The organism is Stenotrophomonas sp. AS1 (assembly GCF_048957655.1).
In the GTDB taxonomy this organism is placed as follows: Bacteria; Pseudomonadota; Gammaproteobacteria; order Xanthomonadales; family Xanthomonadaceae; genus Stenotrophomonas; species Stenotrophomonas bentonitica_A.
Genome location: NZ_JARVXM010000001.1, coordinates 142,912 through 167,998, shown reverse-complemented (window position 1 = coordinate 167,998; position 25,087 = coordinate 142,912). Strand labels below are relative to the sequence as shown.

The window sequence follows — 25,087 nt, the reverse complement described above, 5'->3', positions numbered from 1 at the left end:
CCGCTCTAGACCGTCGGCACAGTACCGCCATCGATGGTGTACTCCACACCGGAGATGGAGGCCGCCCGCGGGGAGACCAGGAATGCAATCAGATCGGCGACCTCGGCCGGCTGGGCAGGGCGCCTAAGCGGAATGCCTCCCAGCGCCTGCATGACCTGCTGCTTGGCACCCGCATAGTCTGTGCCCGCATTGGACGCAATCCGCTCGACGAATGCGATCGCAGCCTCTGTTTCGATCCAGCCCGGCGACACGCGGACCACACGCACCCCCTTGGGCGTGACTTCCTTGGAGAGCGCTTTGCTGTAGGTGGACAACGCTGCCTTCGCAGCGGCATAGGCAATCGTGGCGTCATGCAGCGGGAGTACTCGCTGGATCGACGTCACGTGCAGGATCACCCCCGAGCCCTGCGCGATCATCCCAGGCAACCAGGTGCGATCCATCCGTACCGCCGTCATCAGGTTCAGATCCAGCGCCTTCGCCCATTCCGCATCGTCCAGCCGTGCGAATCCCCCGGCCGGCGCCGAGGAGCCGCCCACCACGTTGATCAGGATGTCCAGGCCGCCGAGATGATGCATGGTGACCTCCGATGCCTGGCGTACGCCTTCGGCGGTGGCGAGATCCGCCGCCACATAGCGCACGCCATCGACAGGGCGCTTCGGCACCGACAGCGCCGACGCCGCGACACGCGCACCCAGCCTGGACATCAGATCCACGACCGCAGCCCCCAGACCGCGGGCACCACCCGTCACCAGGACGCGCTTGCCTGCCAATTGAAGATCGAACGTCATGGCGCGATCTCCAGCGAGGCGATCTTGTCGCGTTCCAGGGTGAAGGCATAACGCAGCTGGACAGGGCTGCCGGGGAAATTGCCGGCCACTTCGCTGGTCACGATGCAGGTGCGATCCAGTGTCTCCACCTTGCGAGGCTGCACGACATAGGTGTACTTGGCAGACGAAGCGTCTTTCCATGCCTCGATCTGGGCTGTGCCTGTATGGATCTTCTTTTCATCCAGCACGCGTCCGTCTGGCGTGAAGCAGCGGGCAACCGCGCGGCCATCGTGCTGGTCCGCAGTGAAATAGGCGGCGATCGGTTCGGGAAGGTCGAGCGTTTGCATTCTGGTGTCTCCGTTGTGGTGGGCGGCGCCAGATTGACGTGTTCCTTCTGGTAATAGAATCACCTACTATCTGAGCAGGCTATGTAGAAACGAGTGCACAATGCGCGGCGCTGAATTCGCAGAACTGAAGGCGTTCGTCGCCGTCGTGGACAGGTCCAGCTTCGCCAAAGCCGCGGATCACCTGGGGTTGTCGCGGTCAGCCCTCAGCCAGACCATTCGCCAGCTGGAGTCGCGGCTGGGCGTGCGCTTGTTGAACCGGACGACACGCAGTGTTTCTCCGACCGAGCCGGGGCGGCGGCTGCACGAACGCATGGCGCCGATGCTGCGTGAAATGGACGCGGCCGTGGCGGAGGCGGTCGACACACGCACGCACGCCTCGGGCACGCTGCGCATCAACACGCTCAGCATGGCCGCCAAGCGACTGATCGCGCCACGCCTGGGGCGTTTTGCACGTGCCCATCCCGATGTGGTGCTGGATATCGTGATCGATGACACCTTGAGCGACATTGCCGGGGAGGGCTTCGATGCCGGCATCCGCGTGGGCAATCGCCTGCAGAAGGATATGGTGGCGGTCCGGATGACGCCGGATGTCGAACTGCTGGCCGTCGCATCGCCGGAGTACCTTGCCCGCTACGGTGAACCGAGAACGCCTGCGGATCTAAGTCGTCATGCCTGCATCAATTGGCGCTTCCCCGGCAGCGGCAGGATCGCGGGCTGGGAATTCAGTAAAAAGGGCAAAACGGTTGAGTTTTTTGGCGAAGGCAGCGTGATTTCCAACCACCAGGACATCATCGTGCCGGCGGCGTTGCAAGGGCTCGGCATCCTGTATGCCTACAACGACGATGACATCGCCGAGGCACTGCGCGATGGCCGACTGCGGCGCGTGCTGGCGGACTGGTCGCCGACGGTGCCCGGTCTTTATCTGTACTACTCGAGCCGACGGCACATGCTGCCGGGGTTGCGGGCCTTCATCGACTGCATGCTGGATCGTGATCTGGGCAGTGAGGCATCTATACCCTCCGCGCATGAGTGATATGCACTCCCGCTCTTCTTCTCGCATGGTCCCGAAGATAGATTCCCCTGACAATCTGTCACGGAGTGACCCATGCAGACTCGCACGCGCCTTCGCACTCTGGTGCCCAGCTTCCCCTCCACACTGCTCTGGATAGCGGTTTCCCTCTGCGGCACGACCGCCATGGCCAACGAGCCACTGCAGATCGATTCGCAAGGCAGCTTCCTCGCTGGGGGCACGACCAAGAAAGAGTCTGGCACGTTCGATCCGTTGAAGCCCTCCAATCCGGATGGCCAGAGCTATCACGGCGATCACGTCTATGCCTTCTACCAGAAGCCGGTGAACGCGCGCACGTTGCCCATCGTGATGTGGCACGGTGCGGGCCAGTCTTCCAAGAGCTGGGAGACGACGGCCGATGGGCGTGAGGGCTTCCAGAACCTGTTCCTGCGTCGTCGTTTCGCTACCTACCTGATCGATCAACCACGGCGCGGCAAGGCCGGCCGAAGCATGGTCGAGGCGACGCTGAAGCCCGTGGCAGACGATCAGATGTGGTTCAACCAGTTCCGGATCGGCCTCTGGCCAAACTACTTCGGTGGCAGCCAGTTCCCGAAAGGGGAGGCCGCGCTCGACCAGTTCTTCCGTTCGGTCACGCCCAACACCGGCCCCTTCGACCTCGGCGTAGTGTCGGACGGGGTAGCCGCCGTGCTGCAGAAGACAGGGCCTGCGATCCTGTTTACCCATTCGCAGGCGGGTGGTCCTGGCTGGATGACGGCCATAAAAAGCCCCAACGTCCGCGCGATCGTCGCGTTCGAGCCTGGCAGCAGCTTCGTGTTCGCAAAGGACGATGCACCGGCACCGATTCCCAGCGCGTTCGATACCGTCGCTCCCGCGCTGGTTTCGCCCGCGGAATTCAAGGCGCTGACCCGGATCCCGATTCTGGTGCTGTATGGCGACAACATCCCTGACAAGCCGGTTGACCTGCCGGCGCAGGACAGTTGGCGGGCCCGGTTGGAAATGGCCCGCGCCTGGCGTGATGCCGTCAATCGGCAGGGCGGCGATGTCACCCTGATCCATCTGCCGGAGATGGGAATCCGTGGCAACAGCCACTTCCTGTTCTCAGACCTCAACAACGTACAGATCGCCGATCTGGTGAGTGAGTTCCTGCAGAAGAAGCATCTGGATCGTTGAGCCGGACCGCGCCCGTGCATGGATCGCGCCATGGAGTGTGGCGTCCTGGATGCTGCGCCGCTCGCCAATTCGTCATTCATATCATGCACGCATGAGTGATATCCGGCTGATGCTCTGTTTCCATGGGTGCACGGGCGTTAGGTTTACTCCTGAACCCCGCCACCGTCGGCCCGCAACACGCGCCGTCAGGGGTAACGTACAAACCCGGAGCACTTGAATGAAGCACATCGTGCACGCCACGCTGTTGGCGATGTCTCTCGGCTTGGCAGCAGGCAATGCCTCCGCTGCCGACTACACACTCAACCCCTTCCAACTGGCCTACGAAGGTGCGATCACGCGCAATGTGCCCAGTGAGGTCAACATTCACTCGGTGTCCTATCCGCTGAATGGAATCGAGATCGCGGCAAACTTCTACACGCCCGCCAATTTTGATGCCTCGCGGAAGTACCCGACCATCGTGGTTGCCCACCCCAATGGCGGGGTCAAAGAGCAGGTGGCCGGCCTGTACGCGCAACGCCTGGCCCAGCAGGGCTACATCGCCATTGCCGCCGATGCGGCCTATCAGGGGGCAAGCGGCGGCCAACCGCGCAGCGTGGACATGCCTTCCCACCGCATCGAGGACATCCACGGCATGGCGGACTTCATCAGTCGATTCCCCTGGGTGGACACCTCGCGCCTGGGCTTGCTCGGCATCTGTGGTGGCGGCGGCTACTCGCTGGCGGCCGCGCAGACCGACAAGCGCTTCAAGGCCGTAGCCACGATCAGCATGTTCAACTCTGGCCGAGTGCGCCGCAACGGTTATGCCGACTCGCAGCTGGACACCATCCAACAGCGCCTGCAGCAGGCTTCGCAGGCGCGCGCACAGCAGGCCGCCGGCGGCGAAGTGCTGTACTCCGGCGATGCCAACCTCAGCGACGAGCAGATCGCCAAGCTCCCCTTCGATCTGTATCGGCAGGGCTATGAGTATTACTGGAAGACGCATGCCCATCCCAATTCCACCTTCCGCTACACGACCAGCAGCCTGCTGGACCTGATGCGCTGGGACGCCACCAACCAGATCGAGCTGATCAACCAACCACTGCTGATGATTGCCGGCAGCAAGGCGGACAGTCTGTACATGACCCAGGATGCCTTCGCCAAAGCAACCGGTACCATCGACAAGCAGCTGGTGCTGCTGGAGGGGGCCACGCACATCGAGACCTACTGGGTGCCGAAGTACGTGGATGCTGCCGTCGCCTCGCTCACCACGTTCTACACCCGGACGCTTGCACCATGACCACGCCTCGTAAATCACCCGCGCAGACGGCGCTGCTGGGCGCTGCATTGAGCGTGGCGGCACCGTTCTCCGGCGCCGGCGAAATGCCCATCCAGCAGATCACCCGGTCGGGAACACAATCGTCCGTTGCCGGTCCAGCAGAGACCTTCGTTGGCAAAGTGCGCGTGGATCCGCTGTTCCCAGCGGACAAGGACGTGCAGGTCTCATCCGCATACGTCAGCTTTGAGCCGGGCGCGCGTTCGGCCTGGCACACCCATCCCGCCGGGCAGCGATTGGTGGTTACCTCTGGCGTTGGGCTGACCCAGGAATGGGGCAAGCCGGTGCAGCAGATACACGCCGGGGATGTGGTGGTGTGTCCGGCCGGGGTCAAGCATTGGCACGGCGCCGCGCCGCACAACGCGATGACCCATCTCGCGGTAACCGGTGTGGCAGAGGGAAAATCGGTGGCCTGGCTGGAGCAGGTGAGTGATGACCAGTACCGCCAAGCGTCAGCAGGCATCGAGGCGCCCGTTGCCGGGCCGCTTTCGCCGAGGCAGCAGGCGATCCCGCTGATTGCAGCCGCTGCGGCCAGCAGCGACATGCCCCAGCTCAATGCCGCCTTGCGCCGGGGACTGGATGCTGGCCTGACGCTGAGCGAGACAAAGGAAGTGCTCGTGCAGCTGTATGCCTATGCGGGGTTCCCGAAGAGCCTCAACGCCTTGGGCGAGCTGATGAACGTCGTGCGCGCACGTGAGGTGCAAGGCATCGCCACCGCGCCCGGGCAACCGCCCACCGGGAAGGTTCCCGTAGGCGATGCACTCCGCGCGGTGGGCACCGCCAATCAGACCCGGATCTCCGGTGCCCCGGTGACCGGGCCGGTCATGGACTTCGCCCCGATCATCAACCAGTACCTGCAGACGCACCTGTTCGGCGACATCTTCGAGCGCGACAACCTGGACTGGCAAAGCCGTGAGCTGGCGACGGTGGGTGCACTGGCAGTGATGCCCGGCGTGGAGGCGCAGCTGCGCTCGCACATGGCGGCCAGCCAGCGCGTGGGCCTCAGCCGCGCACAGTTGCAGCACGTGGCCCGACTGCTGGCCCACAACGGTTACGCGGCCGCATCCACCCGCGCGGTGCAGGCGTTGGAACAGACCCCGGCACCCAAGCCCTGACAGCGCCCCACATGGAGACCGGAATGAACGATCTGCCCACCAACGCCCAACGCCGCTCGATCCTGAAGGGCGCCGCCACGCTGGCTGCACTGCCGCTGGCCGGCGCGCTGGCCACTTCCACGGCAAACGCCACCCCCGCAGCTGCAGCGCCGAGAATGGACGCCCGCCGCATGCTCGGAACGCTGCAGGTTTCCAGCATCGGGTTGGGCGTGCAGAACATGAGCCGCACCTACCAGACCACCATCCCCTCCCGCACCGAGATGCACCGCATCATCCGCGCTGCGTTTGATCGCGGGATGACGTTCTACGACGCAGCCGAGGCCTATGGCCCGCACGAAGTGGAACGGATCCTGGGGGAGGGGGTTGCCTCGTTCCGCAACGAAGTGGTGATCGCCACCAAGTTCGGCTGGAACATCGACCTGGAAACCGGTGCGCGTGGCCCGGGCCTGATCAGCAGGCCAGCGCATATTAAACGGGCAGTGGAGGGCATGCTCAAGCGGCTGCGTACCGACCGCATCGATCTGCTGTACCAGCACCGCGTGGACCCGCAGGTGCCGATCGAAGACGTGGCCGGTGCGATCCAGGACCTGATGACCGAGGGCAAGGTGCTGCATTGGGGCCTGTGCGAGATGGGCCTGAAGACGCTTCGCCGCGCGCACGCTGCGCTGCCGGTGGCCGCTGTGCAGAGCGAGTACTCGATGCTCTGGCGCGGCCCCGAACAGGAGGTGCTTGCTGCGTGCGCCGAGCTGGGCATCGGATTCGTGCCGTGGAGCCCACTGGGCGTCGGCTTCCTGACCAGTGCGATCGACGCCCGGACACGGTTTGCCGAGGGCGACATTCGCGGCATCGAAACGCGTTTCGCCCCGCCGAACCTGGAACACAACCTGGCATTGGTGGACCTGCTCAGCGACTGGGCCGCGCGAAAACAGGCGACGCCTGCGCGGATCGCACTGGCCTGGCTGATGGCGCAGCGACCTTGGATCGTGCCGATCCCCGGCACCACGCAGATGGCACATCTGCTGGACAACCTGGGCGCAGGCGGGGTTATCTTCAACGACGGTGAGCTGCAGGAGCTCAACGCGGCAGTTGCCGCGGTGGCAGTGCAGGGCGAGCGTCTTCCGCCAGCAGTGCAGGCATACAGCGGCGTCGAGGCGCCTCTGCGTTAGGGCTCAATCCCGATAGCGCAACGCATCACGCAACAGGGTGAACGCAGGCGACGACTGCCTGCGACTCGGGTAGTACAGATGGTAGCCGGGGAAGGAGGGGCACCAGTCCTGCAGGACATGGACCAAGGTGCCCGCCTGCACGTTGGTGCGGACGAGATCCTCGGGCATGTAGGCCAGCCCCAGCCCCTCCAGCGCGGCGCCCAGGCGCAGCGCGATGTTGTTGAACACCAGTTGGCCTTCCACCCGTACTTTCAGTTCCTGCCCCTTTTTCTCGAACTCCCACGCGAAGATGCCACCATGGGTTGGCAGGCGGATGGTGATGCAGTTGTGCCGGGTGAGGTCGTGCGGCGATTTCGGTTTCGGATGGCGCTGGAAATAGGCAGGCGATCCGACCACGGCCATGCGCAGGTCAGGCCCAACGCGCACGGCAATCATATCCTTGGCCACCTGTTCGCCCATGCGGATGCCGGCGTCGAAGCCCTCGGCGACGATGTCGGTCAACCCGTAGTCGACGATCACTTCGATGTTCAGATCGGGATTGGCCGGCAGCAGCCTGCCCAGTACCGGCTGCATCACGGTGAGCGCGGCATGTTCACCTGCCGTGATGCGCAGGCGACCGGCGGGCTTGTCGCGAAAAGCGTTGAGTTGGGCCAACTCCATGTCGATTTCCTCGAAGCGCGGCGCAATCACCCGCAGCAGCTGCTCCCCGGCCTCGGTGGGCGACACACTGCGGGTGGTCCGGGCAAGCAGGCGCACACCCAGGCGCTCTTCCAGCTGCCGCATCGATCGGCTCAGGGCAGGCTGGGACATGCCCAGCTGGGCCGCAGCCCGGGTAAAACTGCGCTCCCGCGCCACCAGGACGAACATGGCCAACTGGTCGTAGTTCTCTACGCTCATTGATGCGCACCGGATATAAGCGATATCCGATTATGCCTCTGCAAGAATGTGTTTGGGGGGCGTAGATTGGCGTCATGACAAAGCCAGCCGCCAATCACGGTTGCCGGGCAGTGGTCGCCGCTCTGGCCTCGCTGCCGCTGGGATGCTCCGCTGCGGAGCCGCAGGAGGGCGCGGCCGCGGGTCGATCGAATGCACGGACACTGGTTTCGTGCTTCTCGCGCTCGGGCAACACCCGGGTCGTTGCCGGGCTCATTCATCGCAGCATGCCCAGCGACCTGTTCGAGATACAGCCGGCTGTGGACTATCCGGCGGACTACCTGGAAACGGTGGCCAAGGCGCGGCAGGAGCGCGACGACGGGGTAGAACCGGCGCTGCGCACCCACATTGCCGGCATTGGTCGCTATGACACCGTCTACCTAGGCTTTCCGATCTGGGGCGAGACCGCGCCGCCGATCATTCGTTCGCTGTTGTCGCGGCACGACATGAGGGGCAAGACGATCGTGCCGTTCATCACCCATGGCGGCTTCGGCGTGGGCAGCAGCCTGCGCGTCCTGGCCAGCCATGCACCCAACGCCCGCATCCTGGATGCATTCGTGATGCAGGCCGACCAGGAACGCAACACCATGGAGAGCGTCAACGCCTGGTTGGCCACTCCGCACGGCACGATGAGGATTCGACCATGAAGACCCGTACCCTTGGACAAGGCCTTGAAGTTTCTGCCCTCGGCCTCGGCTGCATGGGCATGAGCGCGGCGTATGGCCCGGCCGCAGACAAGCTGGAAATGATTGCGCTGATCCGCACGGCGGTGGAGCGCGGCATCACCCACTTCGACACCGCCGAAGCCTACGGCCCCTTTGCCAACGAAGACCTGGTGGGCGAGGCACTGGCGCCCGTTCGTGACCAGGTCGTGATCGCCACCAAGTTCGGTTTTGACATCGACCCGGTGACCGGTGCCCGCGGCACAGGTACCAACAGCCAGCCCGCCCACATCCGGGCCGCCGTAGAGGCCAGTCTGAAGCGGCTTCGCACCGAGCGCATCGACCTTCTTTACCAGCATCGTGTTGACCCGGCGGTGCCGATCGAGGATGTTGCCGACACGGTGAAGGCGCTCATTGCAGAGGGCAAGGTTGCGCATTTCGGCCTTTCCGAAGCGGGTGTGCAGACTATCCGCAGGGCACATGCGGTGCAGCCGCTGACGGCAGTGCAGAGCGAATACTCACTGTTCTGGCGCGAGCCAGAGAAGGCGCTTCTTCCGTTACTTGAAGAGCTGAACATTGGCTTCGTACCCTTCAGCCCGCTGGGCGCAGGGTTCCTGACCGGAAAGATCGACGAGAACACGCAGTTCGATGCAACGGATTTTCGTAATGCGGTGCCGCGTTTCTCCGCGGAGGCACGCCGGGCCAACATGGCATTGGTCGAAGTGGTGAAGACGATGGCGGCAGAGAAGGGCGGCACGCCTGCTCAGGTTGCCTTGGCCTGGTTGCTGGCTCAGCGATCCTGGATCTCGCCGATCCCTGGCACCACCAAGCCCCATCGGCTGGATGAGAATCTGGGCGCGGTGGATCTAGTGCTCGATGCGGCCGACCTGGCGCGTATCGATGAGGACGTGGCCCGCATCAGTATCAGCGGTGAGCGCTTGCCGGAAGCTGCGTTGAAGATGACCGGCAAGTGAGCGATGGCGGGCGGGCGGGGTGCTCGGAGGATGTCTGCTTCTGATACAGAGCAGATACTGAGCAGGGGAGATTAGGGTTCGTCATCGAGGGTAGGGCGGACTGATCTTTACCTTCCTTAGAGGTCGCTCTTTCCCCTGCAATCAGGCGGTAGTGCAGGTCGGGCCGTGACTGACGCGAAGCACTGGAAATGACACATACGCCGCTCTCCGCCGCCACCAGTCCAGGTACCGTCTGGACCTTCCAGGGCCGGCTGGCGAAACGGAGTGCTGGTCGAGGTCATGCCGGAATTCCGAGCGGTGGAACTGGGCATCTTCGCGGTGTATCCCACGCGGAAACAGCTTCCGGTTTGGGGCAAGGACTTGCGGGACGTAGAGATCGATGTTGACCGGACGCGCCTGGTCGGTGATCGTTCGAAGTACGCACGGATGTCAGTCGGGGGAGTATGGAGCAGTTGCTAAGTCTGGCCGGAGGTCAGCTCAAGATCGTCATGGGTTTGGCTATCGTGGCCCTTGGGGCGTTCCGGTGGCTGATTGGACGAAGGGATCTTCAGTTCGTCCGACGCCGAGAATTCCTCCAATACTGGAAAAATCCGTGGGAACTCGATGCATTGAGTGTTGAGGTTCTTTCGCGGCAGCTGTTCGGCACCTATCTGCCGGCAGCTGTGGTCCGAAGGGTGTGTGATCGGTCAGGTGCCGAGGTGTGCCGGACGCTAGGTGATCTGTCCGACGTATGGAGCCTGATTGAGTGGAATCAGGAGACCCAGCAGATCCGCTGGAAGTCCAAGGCGGCATCTGCTACGAGACGGGCAAGTTGGAATCTGATCTTCTGGCTGATCTACTTTGTATCGGCCTTCGTCGGAGGATTGATTCTATTTCTGCTGGCATCCACTTCTACTGACGTAAGCAACGCCACCTCTGTTGCATATTCCTTATGGGGCATCATGCTTGTTGGCGTATCGGGCGTGGCTCTATGGCGAACGGACACTTGGGCAGCCGCGACGAGGCTGGGTGACGTGTTCCTGGAAGATGTAAACAGGTTGGCGCTAGTCGAGAGAGATGCATCCGACCCAGGTTCTGGGTCTCAACGAACAGCGCAGGCCTGCGGAGCCGAAGACCAGTAAGCCGGAGTCTTACATAATATACATTATGCGAAATGAATGATGCGCCGTCTTTCGTGGGTCTGGCTCTGGATCAAGTCCTGATTCTTGTCCTTTTGCTTAGGATTGTGCCCCTGTTCGTCATCAGACAATTCTGCCCCGTTGAGGTAGAGATTCTGGTTCGCGAGGCAGACATTGTTGGACCGCCGTAAGCCATCGCAGATATTTCTGGGTGTTAGTTGTCTGGATGAACAAAGTTCCGCCCTTTGATCGCCTGGGTGCGCCGGGTTCAAATGCAGCTGTCTGACGCGGACAAGTTGCCCCTTTCACAGCTGAAACTGCCCCATTCTGCTCCGGAAACCCGCCCATCTTTCCGCGAGTCTTCGGACAAGCCGCCCCTAATTTGGCGGAACTACGCATTACTTGCCCCGAATTCTTCTGGAGCTCGTTGGTCGCAGGACCTCCAAGTAGCTGCCTTGCTGTGGGCCAGCTTTCAGATGCAGCCATATCGCCCGCAGAGTTCAGCCATAGAGCCCTCAGCCTACGTTAGATCGGGTGCCTTTCCGGATAAATTTCCTGCAAGTTCTTCCGATTTGGGGGCTAAAATTGTAGTGCGACATCGTCTTGGTCTTCCTAGTGGGCAATGCAATGAATTCCCTGTCTACCTTGCAACAGATGAGCATCGTCGCAGGCGTCTTGGTGGCGCTTGTTGTTTCCATTACCGTGGCAGCAGTCTGGCTGGCCAACCGCCAAAACGCAGCATACGATCGAGAACTGGCAGGAGGGAAATGCCCTTGTTGCGGCAAACCGCTGGATGCCTGACGTTCAAGCGACGTTTCCCCCACAGGTTGCCTTAGTAGAGCGTGTGGCATCCTTGTGGGAGCTGTTCATTTACCAGGCAGGCATTCTATGCGCGGGCATATACCTTCGGAAACATCTGCCTTCGCTCAGGCCAGATCGAACGCCGCGCGGGATTGGCTCGATATGGCGGCGTTCGAAGCGATACTGAGCCCGAGTGCCGTCCAGGGCCGCACCCTGACGCAGTGCCTGCAATCTGGGAGCGTTCTGGGCGTGTGGATTGGGGAACTGAAGCTGTTTCTCTTTCCTCCATGGCAGCTGGACTCTACTGGGATGCCTTTGCCAGTGCTCTCGGAGGTACTGTCGCTACTGCGTGGCCCATATGGCGTTTCAGCCGGCGGCCCGACGTCAGGTTGGGAGGAAATCGAATGGCTGATCGCTCCGCATGCTCGATTGTGCGGAGGCAGTCCAGCAGAGGCTCTTGCCCTACATCCAGCGCTCGTGCTGGAGGCGGCGAAGCAAGATTTTTCCTCCTGGAGCGATGACGCACGCTGGTAGGCTCGCGGGAACTCAACTGCCAGCTAACCCGGAATCGCGACGTGTCCCCCATGCATGTGGAGAAAGCAGCTGAGGGTTCGAGGATAACCCTGCTTCTTCAGGCCTGCTTGATGACGTCTCTTTGCTGGAGTAGGATCGGCCAAGGCAGGGAAACGCTTTTAAGATCAATGCGTTACTTCGCATAACGTAGCTTATGTTAACGGCCGCCGCCATCAGACCTCTGCTTACGCGGTGCCCATAACTTGGCCACCCAACGATCCACGTTTGCACCTCAAGGCTGCGGTGGCACGGGTGCCCATCAACCGCTCTCTGGCGATAGCGCCGCCACCGAAGATGACGCCCAGATTTGGGCCTTCTGCGGTCAACCCGCAGCGAGCCCAAGTTAATTCGCGCCGGCGCAATCACCAGCTGCACCCAGGAACGGCCAGCGTGGCGGCTGCATATACAGCACCGGTCCGCTCCCGCGAGCCAATCAGATCCCGCGAGGTGGCGTAGACGATTCTCATGGCGGGATTATTTTGCCTGCGTGCGAAGAATCAGGCCGCCGTATACCGGTGTGCGATGCCTGCACGGTGCACCATGCCCTGACTTCTTCCAATTACATCGGGTCGGTCCTGTCTAGGCGCTTCGCCGGCCTGAAGCAAAAACAAAGGGGGGGCGAGACTGGGAGTACCTTGGACGTCGTAAAACACGCAAACATGTTCGTTCTGGTTGACAGTCTGTCGTTAATGCGGGGTATATGTTCCGATTTAGATCCAATATGGTAGGGCTTGATCCCTCCCCTCCCCTTTCTCTCATGCTGCAAAAAACGCTGCTTTATCTATTCGACCCGTGGTGCGGGTTGTGCTACGCCGCCGCTCCGGCGCTCGACGCGCTGACTAACGACTCCTCTATCGAACTGATGTTATTGCCAAGCGGTCTATTCACAGGCCGTGGTGCTCGCCCGCAGAATCGGGAATGGGCAGAGTACGCGTGGTCTAACGATCAGAGGATTGAAGCACTGACCGGGCAGGTATTCAGCGAGGCGTACCGTCAGCAGGTGTTGCTCGGTCCGCATGGCAGCTTCGATTCGGGTCCGATGACCCGTGCACTGACCTTGGCGCGCGGCCTCGACAGACGCCTGGAGCTACCGCTGCTCCACCACTTCCAGCGGCAGCGGTACATCGACGGCCGGGAGACCAGCAGCGCGAGGGTCGCTGCGGCCATCACGTCCGGCTTCCTTGAGCGGCATGGATACGCTTCTGACCCAGTGGTGTTTGCCGAGCAGCTCAACGCTGACGATGCGCTGGCCCTTTTGGCTTGCGAACGCATCGATGAAACTCAGCGCATGATGGAGAGTGAACAGGTCCGGGGCGTTCTAAGGCTGTATCTCCAGACTGCTGGCCAGCTGCAGCCGGTGAGCTCTGAAGTCCTCTATCAGGGAGCGGATGCCGTTCTCGAAGCCATCGCCGTGATGCGGCAAATGCCTGCATAGATCGATAGCTGATATCGAGCACTTCGGTGCCCCTGTCTCCACTGCCCAGCCCTCTCTCACAGCGGCGCCGTCTACACGGCATTCGCCAACAGGAGTACTTATGAAATCAGTCGTAGCCAGTTCATTCGGCCCTGCGCCCACCATGCACATTGAACAACGGCCAGTACCGTCGCCACGTGAGGGCTACACGTTGGTTCGCATGCACGCTGCTACCGTTAACCCACTTTCAAGCCAGGTCCTCGCGGGTATTGTCGAGCACGCACGCGCACCATTGGTGCTGACTAATGACGGTGCCGGTATTGTTGAACACAGCGGCGCTTTTGAGCCAGGAACACGCGTGGCCATCTACGGCGGTGCCGCACTCGGCGTTACTGAGGATGGCCTGCAGCAGCAGTGGGCATTGGTGCAGGACAAGCGCATCATCCGCCTTCTTGATTCCATCACCCTGGATCAGGGGGCCGCCTTTCCCATCAACTACGTCACCGCCTACCAGGCTTTGACCCGCATTGGACAGGTGAAGGACGGGCAGACAGTGCTGATCTCTTGAGCGTCCGGGTCCGTGGGACACGCACTGATCCAGATGAGCAGAGCGCTGGGAGCCATGCCGAGTGCCGTCGTTTCCTCGGCCGCCGAGGTTGAACGAGCGAAGTGGTCTGGTGCTGAGGTTGTTGTGGATCTGGCCGAAGATGATCTGCGTGCAAGCGTGCTGAGAGGCACCGGCGGGAAAGGTGCAGACCTGGCCTTGGATCCAGTTGGTGGCAAGGTGCTCGGCCGCTCCCGCTCCACCCGCCCGGGCCCGGGCAGAACATGAACAAGCCTCAGCTTGCTGAGAACTATGATGCAAGGTATCTTCCCGGCCACGTCCGTATGGGTCGAAGCAGCACGTGACTTCCCTTGCCATCCACGCCAAGCGCTACGCCTTGGCACTGCTACTTGCAGTGCTGGTAATAGTGCCTGTCGTCGATGCTTCGGTCTGTTTCTCTGAAGAGCAGTCCCATCAGGAAGTAGCAGGGCCAGGCGAGAGGCACTCCGACAAGGCACACCCAGCCTGTGGTCATGGTCATTGCCATCACAGCAGTGCATTCGTGGCGTCTAACGGATTTGCGCCGGGCGAGGCGCCACTGGATGAGGGTGGGCACGTGTTCTACGAGCGGCCCGTGGCGCCCCACACCCCCGACAGGCTGATTAGACCTCCCAGGGCTTGATCGCGACCCAGGCGCTAGGCGCCTGTTCGTCCTTCTGCGATCACCCTTAGCGGATCTTTCCATGATCACATCTTGTTTCTGGGCGCTTTGTGCGTCCGGCCGACGCGTGCCTGCTCGCGCAGTCGCCGAACGGCACCGTGCCGCCTCTAAGAAGGCGGCTTGAATGCCCCTCTCAATATCTACCTACCTCCGAACTCCGCGCGGTCAAGCGGCACTGCTGATGGCAACCGCTACGGTGGTCCTCGGTGCGGGCCTGGGCCTGCGCGACCCTTGGCCTGCCGATGAGCCGAGATTCGCCTTGGTTGCCTCCCAAATGGTGGACAGCGGAAACTGGCTGTTCCCACGCCGCGGTGGAGAGCTGTACGCAGACAAGCCTCCGCTCTTCATGTGGATCCAGGCTGCCCTGCTGCAGCTGACCGGAAATCTCAGGATTGCCTTCCTGCTTCCCTCGGTGCTGTCAGGTATCGCATGTGTGTGGATGACCTACGACCTAGGACGGCGCTTGTGGTCCAAGCAGGCCGGGATCTACGCAGGTTGGGCGCTACTCCTCGCCGTGCAGTTCACTCTGCAGATGAAGCGCGCGCAGATCGATCCCCTGCTGCTTGCATGGGTCACCTTGGCCCACTACGGCCTCATTCGGCACATTGTTCGCGGTCCGGATTGGCGGATGTGGACCGTGGCGTGGTTTGCGGCCGGGTTGGGAGTGATCACCAAGGGCGTGGGAGTGATTGCACTCTTCATGCTGGTTCCAGCCCTGGCGCTGACGTTTTCCAGGAAGATGAGTGCTTCTTGGATAGGTGATCGACGCGCGTGGCTGGGACCCCTGGCCTTGTTGGTCGCGATTGGCATCTGGCTCATTCCGATGCTGATCGCTGTATGGATCCACCCCACCCAAGAGAACCTTGAGTACGCGCGTAACATCCTGTTCCGCCAGACGATCCAGCGTTACGGAAACTCATGGCATCACTTCCAGGCACCGTGGTACTTCCTCGTAGTTATAGCTACGTCGTGGTTGCCAACGATCGCCCTTCTTCCCTGGGCGGGGCCAAGCCTCTACAAAGGGCTTTGTCGCTTTGACGAACGTCTATGGCTTCCGGTCGGCAGCCTCGCCCTGATCGTACTGTTCTTTTCAGTTCCTGCAGGAAAGCGAGACATGTACATCCTCCCCGGCCTGCCGATGCTGTGCTTGGCGCTCGCTGCGTCTCTTCCAGACATTGTCGGAAGAGTCGGAGTACGAAGATTGGCGACCGCGTTTGTCTCGCTCCTGGGTACGGCAACGGCGACCTTGGGGATATGGATGCTCGCTTCCAACCCTCGGTTCGAAGTGAAGCTTCTCACTGAGCGTGGCTCTAGTGAGGACTCGCACTCGATCGCCATCCTGGTCCTCCTCGCCTCGTTGCCCTTGCTGGTTGGTGCGGCTCTCTCACTTTCAGGCAGCGCCTGGAAGGGGCTGCTCACGGGGATGAGTGGTTTTTGGGTCGTCTACGGGTTTGCGGGTCCCAGCGTCCTGAACGAGGCAAGCTCATCCCGGGGGCTCATGGAACAGGTGAGCACACGCATCGGACCTTCGGCGCAACTGGGACTGGTCGGTTGGCGCGAGCAGCAATTGCTCATGTCGCAATCAGCCACGGCGGAGTTCGGCTTCAATCGGCCTGCTAGGCAGCAGCTTGCCACGGCATTGAGTTGGCAGCAGGAGCGCCAGGACGTGCGTTGGCTGCTCATTGAGGGGTCGGTGCTAGAGAACTGCGGTGATCGAAGGCCGGATCCATCCTTGCAGTTTGGAGTAGCCAATCGAAGAACCTGGTGGCTCATTCCGGCTGGAGCTCTATCGACATGCGAAACCTCAATTCGCTAGACCTCGCCGCCGCTTCCGAGTGTCGAGGGCGTCAGGTCCTTTGCACCTGTACTGCCCCTCTGAGCGCCCCTTAAGTAGACCCGCGAGCACAGCGACTTCGGTTTGCACAGCGCCGGCGTACTCGCCATGAGCGCGTCTGCGGGTCCATCAAACGGAAAAACAAATGGACTACTTGAAAAAATGCTTCAGCCGGAGTGATCGGCAAGGCCGAGCTGTCTCAGATCCACTCGGTCGGCTTGGGAGGCATGTCAGGGGACCTCAGCTGGGGATCAGTACTCTGATCATCGTTGTGGCGTTGTACTTCACGTTGTTCCTCAACAACGCCTTCTTTGCAGAGGTCATCGCCAAGAGTGGTGTTGATGGAGCGGCCCGTGCGCTGCTTCTCTTGTCAACGGCAGCGATTCTTACCTCCTTGAACGTACTCTTTCTTGGGTTGTTGTGCACTCGATGGACGGTAAAGCCCGTCGTTTCCTTGCTTCTTGTCGTGTCCGCTGCTGCCGCCTACAACTCAGACAATTACAGCGTCTACTTCGATGCAAGCATGGTGCGAAACGTGCTGAAGACTGACAGCGCAGAGGCTGGCGAGCTGCTGACCTGGGGATTCTTCCTTGCGGTGTTGATGAAAGGCGTGTTTCCAGCCGTCGTGGCATGTACGGTTCGGATCCGGCGTCCCTCCAGTCTGGCGAGCGCCGTACTTGCTAGAGTCCTTCTGCTCGGCGTTTCTGTCGTGGTCATAACTGGCGCGGCCTTCGCCTCGTTCGACAACCTGTCCTCGCTCATGCGTAACCACAAGCCAGTCAGGTACTTGGCAACACCCGGAAACTATCTTGCTTCCATTGCCAAGGTTGTCCGAGAACAGACGCGAGCCGAACGGGGTCCGATTCAGGTGGTCGGTCCGGACGCCAGAATGAAGCCCCATCCACCAGGTGCGAAGCCACACTTTCTGGTCATAGTCGTAGGCGAGACGGTTCGCGCGCAGAACTGGGGACTGAATGGATATAGCCGGCAGACAACGCCACAGCTGGCGGCATCGGACGTTGTCAACTTCTCGGACGTGACTGCCTGCGGGTCAAATACTGAAGTTTCCGTGCCTTGTATGTTCTCGGTGTATGGAAGGCGAGACTACGATCGAGACAAGATCAGGGGCTCAGAGTCGCTGCTTCATGTGCTTGAGCGAGCTGGCATCAAGACGTTATGGCGGGACAACCAGACAGGTTGTAAGGGGGTTTGCGCGGACCTGGCGTTTGAGTCCTTCCGCGTGCCTATCAAGGATGGGTTGTGCGATGACCAAGCGTGCCGCGATGAGATCATGTTGCGGGGATTGCATGACGCGATCGATGACAATCCGGGTGATGTTGTGGTCGTTCTGCATCAGCTGGGGAACCACGGGCCGAGCTACTACAAGCGATATCCCGAGGTTCTGAGGAGGTTCACGCCTGACTGCCGCAATGCAGATCTGGGCAAGTGCACACGCCAGCAGATCGTCAATGCGTATGACAACGCAGTTCTTGCAACAGATGACTTCTTAGGAAAGGCCATCCGCATGCTTGAGCAGGATCAAAGCCATGACACTGGATTGATCTACGTATCCGACCACGGTGAGTCACTGGGCGAGGCGAACGTCTATCTCCACGGTCTCCCCTATGCCATTGCTCCCGACACTCAGATCAAAGTGCCCATGGTCATGTGGATGTCCGAGGGCATGAAGAGCAGCAACAACCTGGACCTTCAATGTGTCCGGGACCGATCAAAGCGGCCGGCCAGCCACGACAACCTCTTCCATTCTGTACTCGGCCTCATGCAGGTCCGGACGAAGTCGTTGGACGAAAGCCTGAATCTTTTCTCCGGTTGTTCCATCAACTCCGGGTCCACCCCATAACGGGCGACAACGAGCACGCTGCTGGAAGCGCCCAGCAGCGGCTCTTGGGGTCCTAAATTAAGGAAGCAACGCAGTGGCAGATATGTACGGTCATCGTCCGCGGAGCATTGCCCGCGTCTTCAAGGCGCTCCGCTGGTCCCTCCAAGGACTACGATCAGCTTGGCTGCATGAATCCTCGTTTCGACTCGAGGTTGTCGCGGCCGTGGTGGCACTACCGGCAGCGATTCTGCTGGGCCACTCAGCGGTAGAGCGAGCACTTCTAATGGGGAGCGTGCTGGCTGTGCTGGCCTTGGAGCTGCTGAACTCCGCCATCGAAGCGGTTATCGAACGCTACGGCCCAGAGATCCATGAGCTGGCCGGTCGCGCCAAAGACATGGGTTCGGGCGCTGTGTTCGTGGCTCTTTGCAACGTGGCGCTCATTTGGGCCCTGGTTCTGCTGGGTTGACCCTCTAGGCACCCTAACCTGAACAGGACCCGACAGCGCGTCCGGTGTCGTAACTGTAGTATTTCTATGTAATTGTATCCGTCCAGACGAGGTTGCTAGCCTTCCCCCATGCGTCGCTCTCTGCCCGCCATCCGTATGTACCTGATGCTGCTGCTTCTGGCGGTGTTCGTGGTCGTGCCCGTGGCTGAGGCATTGGCATGCGCGCAGGAGGCTCCAGCCACCGTAGGTGACATGCACGGCGTCTCAGGCGAATCGGACCAGGACCCCGGCAAGGGCAAGGATTCGTCTGGCGCCGATGCCTGTGGCCATGGGCATTGCCACCATTCAACGGCAAGCCTGCCAACTGCCGGTCACGATGATCTCTTCGCCGATGGCCGGATCTCGCTGCACAGTACCAAGCACGCGGACGTCTACGCGTTCCGACTCGACGGTCCCATGCGCCCCCCCCGTATCTGATCTGGCTCTGCCCCGCACTTGCGGGTCATTCGCTCAGATAATTTACGGGAGTTTTTATGTCGATTTTGACAGGCCGGTCGCTTTCAGCGACCGGGTTGGCTGTGGCTATTCTGTTGGCGTTGGTGCCAACCGGACATGTGGCTGCTCAAACTGCACCATCTTACGAATCGTTGCTTTCTCGCTTGGACCAGATGCCTGCGACCGTCCAGGGCGTCGCGCTGGCTGAGGCCGCCGAGGCGCGGGTACAACAGGCTCGGGCACTACCCAATCCAACGGTCTCCATCGAAGCGGAAAATGCATACGGCACGGGACCCTATAAAGGCTTTTCCAACGCTGACAGCATTGTCACGCTTTCCCAGCCATTGGAGATCTGGGGTCAACGAGGGGCCCGAGTGCGCGCCGCGCGTGCGGAGGCAGGCGCGGCAGGCTTACGGGGTGATCTGATGCGCAGTGACGCAGCCGGGCGCTTGGCGGCAACATATGCCGAAGCAGAGGCTGCGTTGCGCCGTTATGAACTGGCCAGCGAAGCATTGGCGTTGATTGAACAGGACGCTAAGGCCGTGGCTGCGATGGTCAGCGAGGGCCGTGAGCCCAACCTGCGCGGTGTGCAGGCACGGAGCGAGGTCGCCAATGCGAAGGCAAGCCTGGATGAGGCCGAGGCCTACCGGGATGCGGCGCTTGCGCGCCTGGCCGGGGTGTCCTTGGTGGACAGTCCCCTGACCGACATCGGTGAAAGCCTGCTTGACCGCGTGCCCTCTCACCCAGTCGCTATTGAGGCACCCCCGCTTGCCGTTCGCATTGCACAGGCTGAAGCGGAGGCCTCCGGTCGCCTTATAGATGTCGAGCGCAAGCGTGCCTTGCCACAATTGAGTGCGTCCGTGGCTCAGACGCGCTTCCGCCAAGCAGGCGACCAGGCCTACAACGTGGGCATCAGCCTTTCGATCCCCCTATTTGACCGTAACCGCGGTGCGATCCAGGCCGCCTACGCGGAACAACGTGCTGCCGAAGCGGTTCTGGTTGCTCAGAAGAGTGACAGTGAAGCAGCCCGCTTGGGGGCAGTTGCGAGTCTCAAAGCATCCAACAGCCGCGCACGGGCCGCAGATGAGAGCGTACAAGCTGCAGACGAAGCCTATCGGCTGGCCCGCATCGGATTCGAGGCAGGTCGTATATCGCAATTGGAGCTGCGTAGCACGCGATCAACCCTGATCGCTGCTCGTGGCAGTGCTGTGGATGCCCGTCTTAGCCGGGTGGCAGCAGAAATCGACCTCGCCCGCCTTGAAGGGCGCGCACCGTTTGTGGAGGCAAAATGAACAAGTACGGAAACAAAACGCTCATCGGAGCGACGCTGTTGGCTACCTTGCTGATGACCGGCGGGCTGACCGCATGCAGTGGCGGTGCCCAGGAGGATGCTAAATCCAGTGGTGCCCAGGCAGAGAAGCCGGCTGGCAAGGATGACGGTCACGACGATCACACAGCTGACGCTAAGCCGGGCTCCGCCGAGGCGCACAGTGAGGGTGATGGCGATGGCGATCACGGCGAAGAGGAGGCCGAGGAAGGTGTAGTCAAGCTGACCCCTGACCAGATCAAGGCTTCTGGCATCGGCGTGGTGGCTGTCGGGCGCGGCGGTGGCGCATCGACCCGCCTAGCTGGGCGCGTCGAGCCGGCCATCGGGGGGCGTGCTGCGATCGCATCAACGGTCACCGGCCGCGTTGAACGCGTGCTTGTTGCACCTGGTACGGCCGTCAAGAGCAACCAGCCCCTGGTGATCGTTGTCAGTGGAGAAGCCGCGACGTTCAAGGCCGCCGCTACTGCCGCAGCGGCGGAGGCCGAAGCCATCCGCCTGGCCTACGGCCGCGATAAATCCCTTGTCGAGCAAGGCGTAGTGGCACGCCAGGAGCTGGAGGCGTCGCGTGCGCGATCTTTGGCCGCGGATGCTGCCGCTAGTGCTGCACGTGCGCAGGTTGCGGCCAGCGGGTCTCCGGACAGTTCCGGCCGGGTGACCATCTCGAGTCCTGTCGCTGGCTTGGTTGGCAACGTCCAAGTGACGCCCGGTGGCGTCGTCTCAGCTGGGACGCTTGTTGCGGAGGTTTCCAATCCCGACATGAATGAACTCGTATTCACTGCACCGCCAGCACTGGCCACTCTCGCGGTGCCCGGAATGAAGCTGGAAGTGACTGGCCCGGGCGGAAGCTTCGAAGCTGAGGTCATTGCCGCCGCTGCGAATGTGATGCAGCAGGGCGGCACTGCGACCATTCGCGCCAAACCAATTTCGGAGAAGTTGCCACCGGCCGGCTCCCCCGTTTCGGCCGTCATCATCGCCGATGGCGCCGCCGGAGGCATGAGCGTGCCGGCAGATGCGGTCCAAAGCGTTGATGGCAGAAGTGTTGTCTTCGTTGCCGTCGAGGGTGGTTTCAAGGCAACGCCGGTACTCGCTGGCCGTCGTGCAGGTAATCGAATCGAAATCCTTAGCGGCCTGACGGGTAGTGAGCGCCTCGTAGGCGCCAATGCCTTCCTGCTCAAGGCCGAACTGGCCAAGGGTGAAGCCGAGCACGGCCACTAAGGGAACTCATACACCATGTTCAAGATCATCATTGAAGCAGCGGTCAAGTTCCGCTGGCTCGTGGTGTTTCTGGCTGCATTGATTGCCTGCTTTGGCTTGTTCCAACTGAGCAAGCTGCCAGTCGATGCTGTACCAGATATCACCAACCGCCAAGTTCAGATCAATACCATCGCACCTGCCCTTACTCCGGAGCAGATTGAGCGCCAGGTTACCTATCCTCTGGAAACGGCCTTGGCCGGAATCCCGGGTCTGAACACCACTCGTTCCCTGTCACGCAATGGCTTCTCTCAGGTCACGGCGATCTTTACTGATCAGACCGACATCTATTTCGCCCGCCAGCAGGTGGCAGAGCGGATGCGGGAGGCTGCCGGAGATCTGCCCGAGGGCGTGTCCCCCATGCTCTCCCCGGTTACAACCGGGCTGGGCGAGGTTCTCATGTGGACGGTGGACTTCAAGCCATTTGACCCCAAGAAGCTAGCCAAGCCCGGCCAGGCTGGCTGGCAAGAAGGTGAGGTTTACCTGACACCAGAGGGCGATCGACTTGGAACCGCCCAGGAGCGCGCAACGTACCTGCGTACTGTCCAGGACTGGATCATCGCACCACAGATGCGCTCCAGCCCCGGCCTGGCCGGTGTTGATACCGTAGGTGGCTACGTCAAGGAATACGGCATCTACCCCGACAGCGCTCGACTGGCGGCATACAACCTGGGTCTGGCCGATTTGGTCCAAGCTCTGGAACGCTCCAACGTCCAGGCTGGTGCCGGTTTCGTCCAGCGTGCGGGCGAAGGACTGGTCGTTCGGGCCGACGGCCTTGCCCTGACGACCGACGACCTGGCTCAGTCGCCGGTTGCCACCAAGGACGGCGTGGTGATCCGGGTGGCCGATGTTGCCGAGGTCGGGATGGGGCGCGCCCCACGGCTTGGTGCAGCTAGCCGAAACGGTCATGAGGCAGTACTGGGCACGGCACTCATGATCGCTGGCGGCAACAGCCGCACCGTCGCTCAAGCTGCTGCTGAGCGTCTGGCACAGGTCAATGAATCCCTACCCGCCGAGATCTTCGCAGAGCCAGTGCTGGACCGTAGTGTGCTGGTTAACTCCACTGTCAAGACTGTCGCCAAGAACCTAACCGAAGGTGCCCTGCTGGTCGTCGTTGTGCTGTTCCTGCTGCTAGGCAACCTGCGTGCGGCAGCCATCACCGCCTTGGTTATTCCGCTGTCGTTCCTGTTCGCTGTTATCGGCATGAACAAGTTCGGTATCAGCGGCAACCTGATGAGCTTGGGAGCGCTGGACTTCGGCATCCTTGTAGATGGCGCGGTAATTGTGATCGAGTCCACCCTGCTGATGCTTGGGAAGAGGCGTGCCGAACTTGGCCGACCCCTCAATGCAATGGAGCGACTGCGTGTGGCCGCCGACTCGGCGAGGAAGATGGCGCGTCCTGCAGCGTTCGGCCAGGTGATCATCCTGTTGGTCTTCGCACCGATCCTTACGTTGGAAGGTGTGGAAGGCAAGACCTTCCACCCGATGGCCGCCACCTTCATGCTCGCCCTCGTTGGCGCGTTCATCTTCTCCTTTACCTTCGTACCGGCGATGGCTGCCCTGCTGGTCAGGGAACCCAAGCTCCATGCGAATAAGGAGGGACACGAGGGCGACCAGGACGAAGAACATGAGACAGCAATCATCCGCGTCCTGCGCGGCCGTATTGAACCGGCGATCCAAGCGGCGATTCGTAGGCCCAAGGCAGTGTTCGCTAGCGCCCTTTTGATGCTCGGGATGGGCGTGGTCGGCTTTACGATGCTGGGTCGAGAGTTCATGCCAACCCTTGATGAGGGAAACCTCGCCATGCAGGCATTGCGTGTGCCATCGACGTCGCTTGAGCAATCGTTGGCTATGCAGTTGGCGCTGGAGAAGGCTATTGCTGCTGAACCAGAGGTCGTGACGGTCTTCTCGCGGACCGGTACCGCAGAAGCAGCTATCGACCCCATGCCGACCAACATCTCCGACAGTGTGATCGTACTTAAGCCAAGAAAGGAGTGGCCAGACTCTTCCCTGAGCAAGGAGGATCTGATTGCGAGGTTTGAAAAGATCGCCGCCTCGCAGATAGGCAACAGCTTTGAATTCAGCCAGCCCATCGAGCTGCGCTTCAATGAGCTGATCTCAGGTGTACGTACGGACTTGGCCGTCATGATCTACGGCGACAACTTCGAGCAACTGCAAGCTGTTGCCGACCAGATCGCGCTGAAGCTAAGAAACGTTCAGGGCTCGGCAGATGTCCGTGTTGAGCAGATTTCCGGCCTACCCACCCTCAATGTGGCGATCGATCATCTTGCAGCTGCGCAGTATGGCCTCACGGCGGCGGACGTAAGCGACGCGCTTTCAACCGGTATTGGCGGCGCCGCGGCAGGCAAGATCTTCGAGGGTGACCGCCGGTTCGATGTTGTTGTTCGCCTCAGCGACGACGCACGCAATGACCCCGATCAGCTCGCATCGCTGCCGATTGCAACGCCTACTGGGGGCATCGTCCCGCTCTCCTCTGTCGCACGCATCGAGATCAGCGAGGGGCCGAACCAGATCAGTCGAAACAACGGAAGCCGCCGTGTCGTGGTGCAGGCAAATGTTCGCGGTCGTGACTTGGGCGGGTTTGTGGGAGAGGCCCAGGCGGCGGTGAAGGACGTACAGCTTCCACCGGGCGCGCACATGACGTGGGGCGGTCAGTTCGAGAACTTGCAGCGGGCTGAAAAGCGACTCATGACAGTTGTTCCGATTGTCTTCCTGCTGATCGGCAGCCTCCTGTTCATGGCATTGGGCAGTGCAAAGGAGGCGGGTTTGGTGTTCACCTGCGTCCCGCTTGCCCTAGTTGGCGGAATTCTCGCATTGCTGGTGCGTGGTATGCCGTTCTCGGTATCGGCCGCTGTCGGATTCATCGCTGTATCGGGTGTTGCGACGCTGAACGGATTGGTGCTCATGCAAGCCATCAGAGAGAGGCTTGATGCTGGTGACAGTCCACTGATCGCGGCAATGAACGGCGCCGGCAGCCGAATTCGCGCTGTCGTGACCACCGCGCTGGTGGCGATCGTCGGCTTCATTCCTATGGCCATTGCCAGTGGGTCTGGCGCTGAGGTGCAGAAGCCTCTCGCGACGGTGGTCATTGGCGGCCTGTTGACCGCCACAGTGCTCACACTGCTTGTGCTGCCGACATTTGCGGGCCGTTTGTCCAAGCCAGATCCCAAAGGGCAACCGGAAACTGCCCACTGATTGATGGAATGTTTGGGTCCGGCAGCGCATCT

At 61.4% G+C, this 25,087-nt stretch carries 22 protein-coding genes; 19 read left to right on the top strand and 3 right to left on the bottom strand.

Annotated features, from left to right (window positions below; translation table 11 throughout):
* Positions 1–5: 5 nt before the first annotated feature.
* Positions 6–788, bottom strand: a complete 783-nt coding sequence (locus tag PV764_RS00755) for an SDR family oxidoreductase (RefSeq protein WP_046272422.1) — start codon at positions 786–788, stop codon at positions 6–8.
* Positions 785–1,114 (bottom strand): nuclear transport factor 2 family protein, encoded by a 330-nt coding sequence (locus PV764_RS00750; protein ID WP_046272421.1) that lies wholly within the window; start codon positions 1,112–1,114, stop codon positions 785–787. Before PV764_RS00750 ends, PV764_RS00755 begins: the two co-directional genes overlap by 4 nt.
* Positions 1,115–1,214: 100 nt before the next feature.
* Here PV764_RS00750 and PV764_RS00745 point away from each other — a divergent pair, with 100 nt between their 5' ends.
* The 5 genes from PV764_RS00745 to PV764_RS00725 all read left to right on the top strand — a co-directional run bounded on the left by PV764_RS00745 (position 1,215) and on the right by PV764_RS00725 (position 6,907).
* Positions 1,215–2,147, top strand: coding sequence for a LysR family transcriptional regulator (locus PV764_RS00745; protein WP_046272420.1), 933 nt, complete (start codon positions 1,215–1,217; stop codon positions 2,145–2,147).
* 72 nt (positions 2,148–2,219) lie between these two features.
* On the top strand, positions 2,220–3,314 hold the full coding sequence (locus PV764_RS00740) for an alpha/beta hydrolase (RefSeq protein WP_421115977.1): 1,095 nt from the start codon (positions 2,220–2,222) through the stop codon (positions 3,312–3,314).
* Between the two features lie 217 nt (positions 3,315–3,531).
* Entirely contained in the window at positions 3,532–4,590 is a 1,059-nt protein-coding gene (locus PV764_RS00735) for an alpha/beta hydrolase (RefSeq protein ID WP_046272419.1), read from the top strand.
* Positions 4,587–5,741 carry a (R)-mandelonitrile lyase gene (locus PV764_RS00730; protein ID WP_421115976.1) on the top strand — a complete coding sequence of 385 codons (1,155 nt, stop codon included), beginning with the start codon at positions 4,587–4,589 and terminating at the stop codon, positions 5,739–5,741. Before PV764_RS00735 ends, PV764_RS00730 begins: the two co-directional genes overlap by 4 nt.
* 155 nt (positions 5,742–5,896) lie before the next feature.
* The gene (locus tag PV764_RS00725; protein ID WP_200899476.1) at positions 5,897–6,907 is read left to right on the top strand and encodes an aldo/keto reductase; all 1,011 of its coding nucleotides are present in this window, start codon (positions 5,897–5,899) and stop codon (positions 6,905–6,907) included.
* A 3-nt stretch (positions 6,908–6,910) separates the two neighbouring features.
* On the opposite strand, the gene PV764_RS00720 is transcribed toward PV764_RS00725, so the two are convergent.
* Positions 6,911–7,804 (bottom strand): LysR family transcriptional regulator, encoded by an 894-nt coding sequence (locus tag PV764_RS00720; RefSeq protein WP_421115975.1) that lies wholly within the window; start codon positions 7,802–7,804, stop codon positions 6,911–6,913.
* Positions 7,805–7,878: 74 nt separating this feature from the next.
* Here PV764_RS00720 and PV764_RS00715 point away from each other — a divergent pair, with 74 nt between their 5' ends.
* The 14 genes from PV764_RS00715 (at position 7,879) to PV764_RS00650 (ending at position 25,055) form a co-directional block, all read left to right on the top strand.
* A complete protein-coding gene (locus PV764_RS00715; RefSeq protein WP_421115974.1) occupies positions 7,879–8,487 on the top strand; it encodes a flavodoxin in 609 nt (202 codons plus the stop codon).
* Positions 8,484–9,476 carry an aldo/keto reductase gene (locus tag PV764_RS00710; protein ID WP_421115972.1) on the top strand — a complete coding sequence of 331 codons (993 nt, stop codon included), beginning with the start codon at positions 8,484–8,486 and terminating at the stop codon, positions 9,474–9,476. Before PV764_RS00715 ends, PV764_RS00710 begins: the two co-directional genes overlap by 4 nt.
* Positions 9,477–9,919: 443 nt before the next feature.
* Positions 9,920–10,597, top strand: a complete 678-nt coding sequence (locus PV764_RS00705; RefSeq protein WP_046272414.1) for a hypothetical protein — start codon at positions 9,920–9,922, stop codon at positions 10,595–10,597.
* A gap of 624 nt (positions 10,598–11,221) precedes the next feature.
* A complete protein-coding gene (locus PV764_RS00700) occupies positions 11,222–11,395 on the top strand; it encodes a hypothetical protein (protein WP_167390418.1) in 174 nt (57 codons plus the stop codon).
* Between the two features lie 1,294 nt (positions 11,396–12,689).
* Positions 12,690–13,403: a DsbA family protein gene (locus tag PV764_RS00695; protein WP_421115971.1), complete on the top strand. Its 714-nt coding sequence runs from the start codon at positions 12,690–12,692 to the stop codon at positions 13,401–13,403.
* A 100-nt stretch (positions 13,404–13,503) separates the two neighbouring features.
* The gene (locus tag PV764_RS00690; protein ID WP_421115970.1) at positions 13,504–13,950 is read left to right on the top strand and encodes an alcohol dehydrogenase catalytic domain-containing protein; all 447 of its coding nucleotides are present in this window, start codon (positions 13,504–13,506) and stop codon (positions 13,948–13,950) included.
* Between the two features lie 12 nt (positions 13,951–13,962).
* Positions 13,963–14,214: a zinc-binding dehydrogenase gene (locus tag PV764_RS00685; RefSeq protein ID WP_350469485.1), complete on the top strand. Its 252-nt coding sequence runs from the start codon at positions 13,963–13,965 to the stop codon at positions 14,212–14,214.
* A 614-nt stretch (positions 14,215–14,828) separates the two neighbouring features.
* A complete protein-coding gene (locus PV764_RS00680; RefSeq protein WP_167390411.1) occupies positions 14,829–16,463 on the top strand; it encodes an ArnT family glycosyltransferase in 1,635 nt (544 codons plus the stop codon).
* Between the two features lie 163 nt (positions 16,464–16,626).
* Positions 16,627–18,342: a phosphoethanolamine transferase gene (locus PV764_RS00675; protein WP_284129285.1), complete on the top strand. Its 1,716-nt coding sequence runs from the start codon at positions 16,627–16,629 to the stop codon at positions 18,340–18,342.
* A gap of 73 nt (positions 18,343–18,415) precedes the next feature.
* Positions 18,416–18,787 (top strand): diacylglycerol kinase, encoded by a 372-nt coding sequence (locus tag PV764_RS00670; RefSeq protein WP_101098476.1) that lies wholly within the window; start codon positions 18,416–18,418, stop codon positions 18,785–18,787.
* A 108-nt stretch (positions 18,788–18,895) separates the two neighbouring features.
* On the top strand, positions 18,896–19,243 hold the full coding sequence (locus PV764_RS00665; RefSeq protein ID WP_046272799.1) for a hypothetical protein: 348 nt from the start codon (positions 18,896–18,898) through the stop codon (positions 19,241–19,243).
* A 56-nt stretch (positions 19,244–19,299) separates the two neighbouring features.
* A complete protein-coding gene (locus PV764_RS00660; protein ID WP_182338194.1) occupies positions 19,300–20,553 on the top strand; it encodes a TolC family protein in 1,254 nt (417 codons plus the stop codon).
* The gene (locus PV764_RS00655) at positions 20,550–21,803 is read left to right on the top strand and encodes an efflux RND transporter periplasmic adaptor subunit (protein WP_102789638.1); all 1,254 of its coding nucleotides are present in this window, start codon (positions 20,550–20,552) and stop codon (positions 21,801–21,803) included. The genes PV764_RS00660 and PV764_RS00655 overlap by 4 nt, the downstream gene beginning before the upstream one ends.
* Positions 21,804–21,818: 15 nt before the next feature.
* The gene (locus PV764_RS00650) at positions 21,819–25,055 is read left to right on the top strand and encodes an efflux RND transporter permease subunit (protein ID WP_182338192.1); all 3,237 of its coding nucleotides are present in this window, start codon (positions 21,819–21,821) and stop codon (positions 25,053–25,055) included.
* Positions 25,056–25,087: the final 32 nt, after the last annotated feature.

Excerpts from the sequence above, each read along its gene's own strand:
- PV764_RS00740 (WP_421115977.1), top strand. The coding sequence starts at position 2,220 with ATGCAGACTCGCACGCGCCTTCGCACTCTGGTGCCCAGCTTCCCCTCC.
- PV764_RS00720 (WP_421115975.1), bottom strand. The coding sequence starts at position 7,804 with ATGAGCGTAGAGAACTACGACCAGTTGGCCATGTTCGTCCTGGTGGCG.
- PV764_RS00655 (WP_102789638.1), top strand. The coding sequence starts at position 20,550 with ATGAACAAGTACGGAAACAAAACGCTCATCGGAGCGACGCTGTTGGCT.
- PV764_RS00665 (WP_046272799.1), top strand. The coding sequence starts at position 18,896 with ATGCGTCGCTCTCTGCCCGCCATCCGTATGTACCTGATGCTGCTGCTT.
- PV764_RS00715 (WP_421115974.1), top strand. The coding sequence starts at position 7,879 with ATGACAAAGCCAGCCGCCAATCACGGTTGCCGGGCAGTGGTCGCCGCT.
- PV764_RS00735 (WP_046272419.1), top strand. The coding sequence starts at position 3,532 with ATGAAGCACATCGTGCACGCCACGCTGTTGGCGATGTCTCTCGGCTTG.
- PV764_RS00730 (WP_421115976.1), top strand. The coding sequence starts at position 4,587 with ATGACCACGCCTCGTAAATCACCCGCGCAGACGGCGCTGCTGGGCGCT.
- PV764_RS00700 (WP_167390418.1), top strand. The coding sequence starts at position 11,222 with ATGAATTCCCTGTCTACCTTGCAACAGATGAGCATCGTCGCAGGCGTC.
- PV764_RS00710 (WP_421115972.1), top strand. The coding sequence starts at position 8,484 with ATGAAGACCCGTACCCTTGGACAAGGCCTTGAAGTTTCTGCCCTCGGC.
- PV764_RS00705 (WP_046272414.1), top strand. The coding sequence starts at position 9,920 with ATGGAGCAGTTGCTAAGTCTGGCCGGAGGTCAGCTCAAGATCGTCATG.
- PV764_RS00725 (WP_200899476.1), top strand. The coding sequence starts at position 5,897 with ATGGACGCCCGCCGCATGCTCGGAACGCTGCAGGTTTCCAGCATCGGG.
- PV764_RS00660 (WP_182338194.1), top strand. The coding sequence starts at position 19,300 with ATGTCGATTTTGACAGGCCGGTCGCTTTCAGCGACCGGGTTGGCTGTG.
- PV764_RS00755 (WP_046272422.1), bottom strand. The coding sequence starts at position 788 with ATGACGTTCGATCTTCAATTGGCAGGCAAGCGCGTCCTGGTGACGGGT.
- PV764_RS00675 (WP_284129285.1), top strand. The coding sequence starts at position 16,627 with ATGGACTACTTGAAAAAATGCTTCAGCCGGAGTGATCGGCAAGGCCGA.
- PV764_RS00750 (WP_046272421.1), bottom strand. The coding sequence starts at position 1,114 with ATGCAAACGCTCGACCTTCCCGAACCGATCGCCGCCTATTTCACTGCG.
- PV764_RS00695 (WP_421115971.1), top strand. The coding sequence starts at position 12,690 with ATGGTAGGGCTTGATCCCTCCCCTCCCCTTTCTCTCATGCTGCAAAAA.
- PV764_RS00650 (WP_182338192.1), top strand. The coding sequence starts at position 21,819 with ATGTTCAAGATCATCATTGAAGCAGCGGTCAAGTTCCGCTGGCTCGTG.
- PV764_RS00690 (WP_421115970.1), top strand. The coding sequence starts at position 13,504 with ATGAAATCAGTCGTAGCCAGTTCATTCGGCCCTGCGCCCACCATGCAC.
- PV764_RS00680 (WP_167390411.1), top strand. The coding sequence starts at position 14,829 with ATGGCAACCGCTACGGTGGTCCTCGGTGCGGGCCTGGGCCTGCGCGAC.
- PV764_RS00745 (WP_046272420.1), top strand. The coding sequence starts at position 1,215 with ATGCGCGGCGCTGAATTCGCAGAACTGAAGGCGTTCGTCGCCGTCGTG.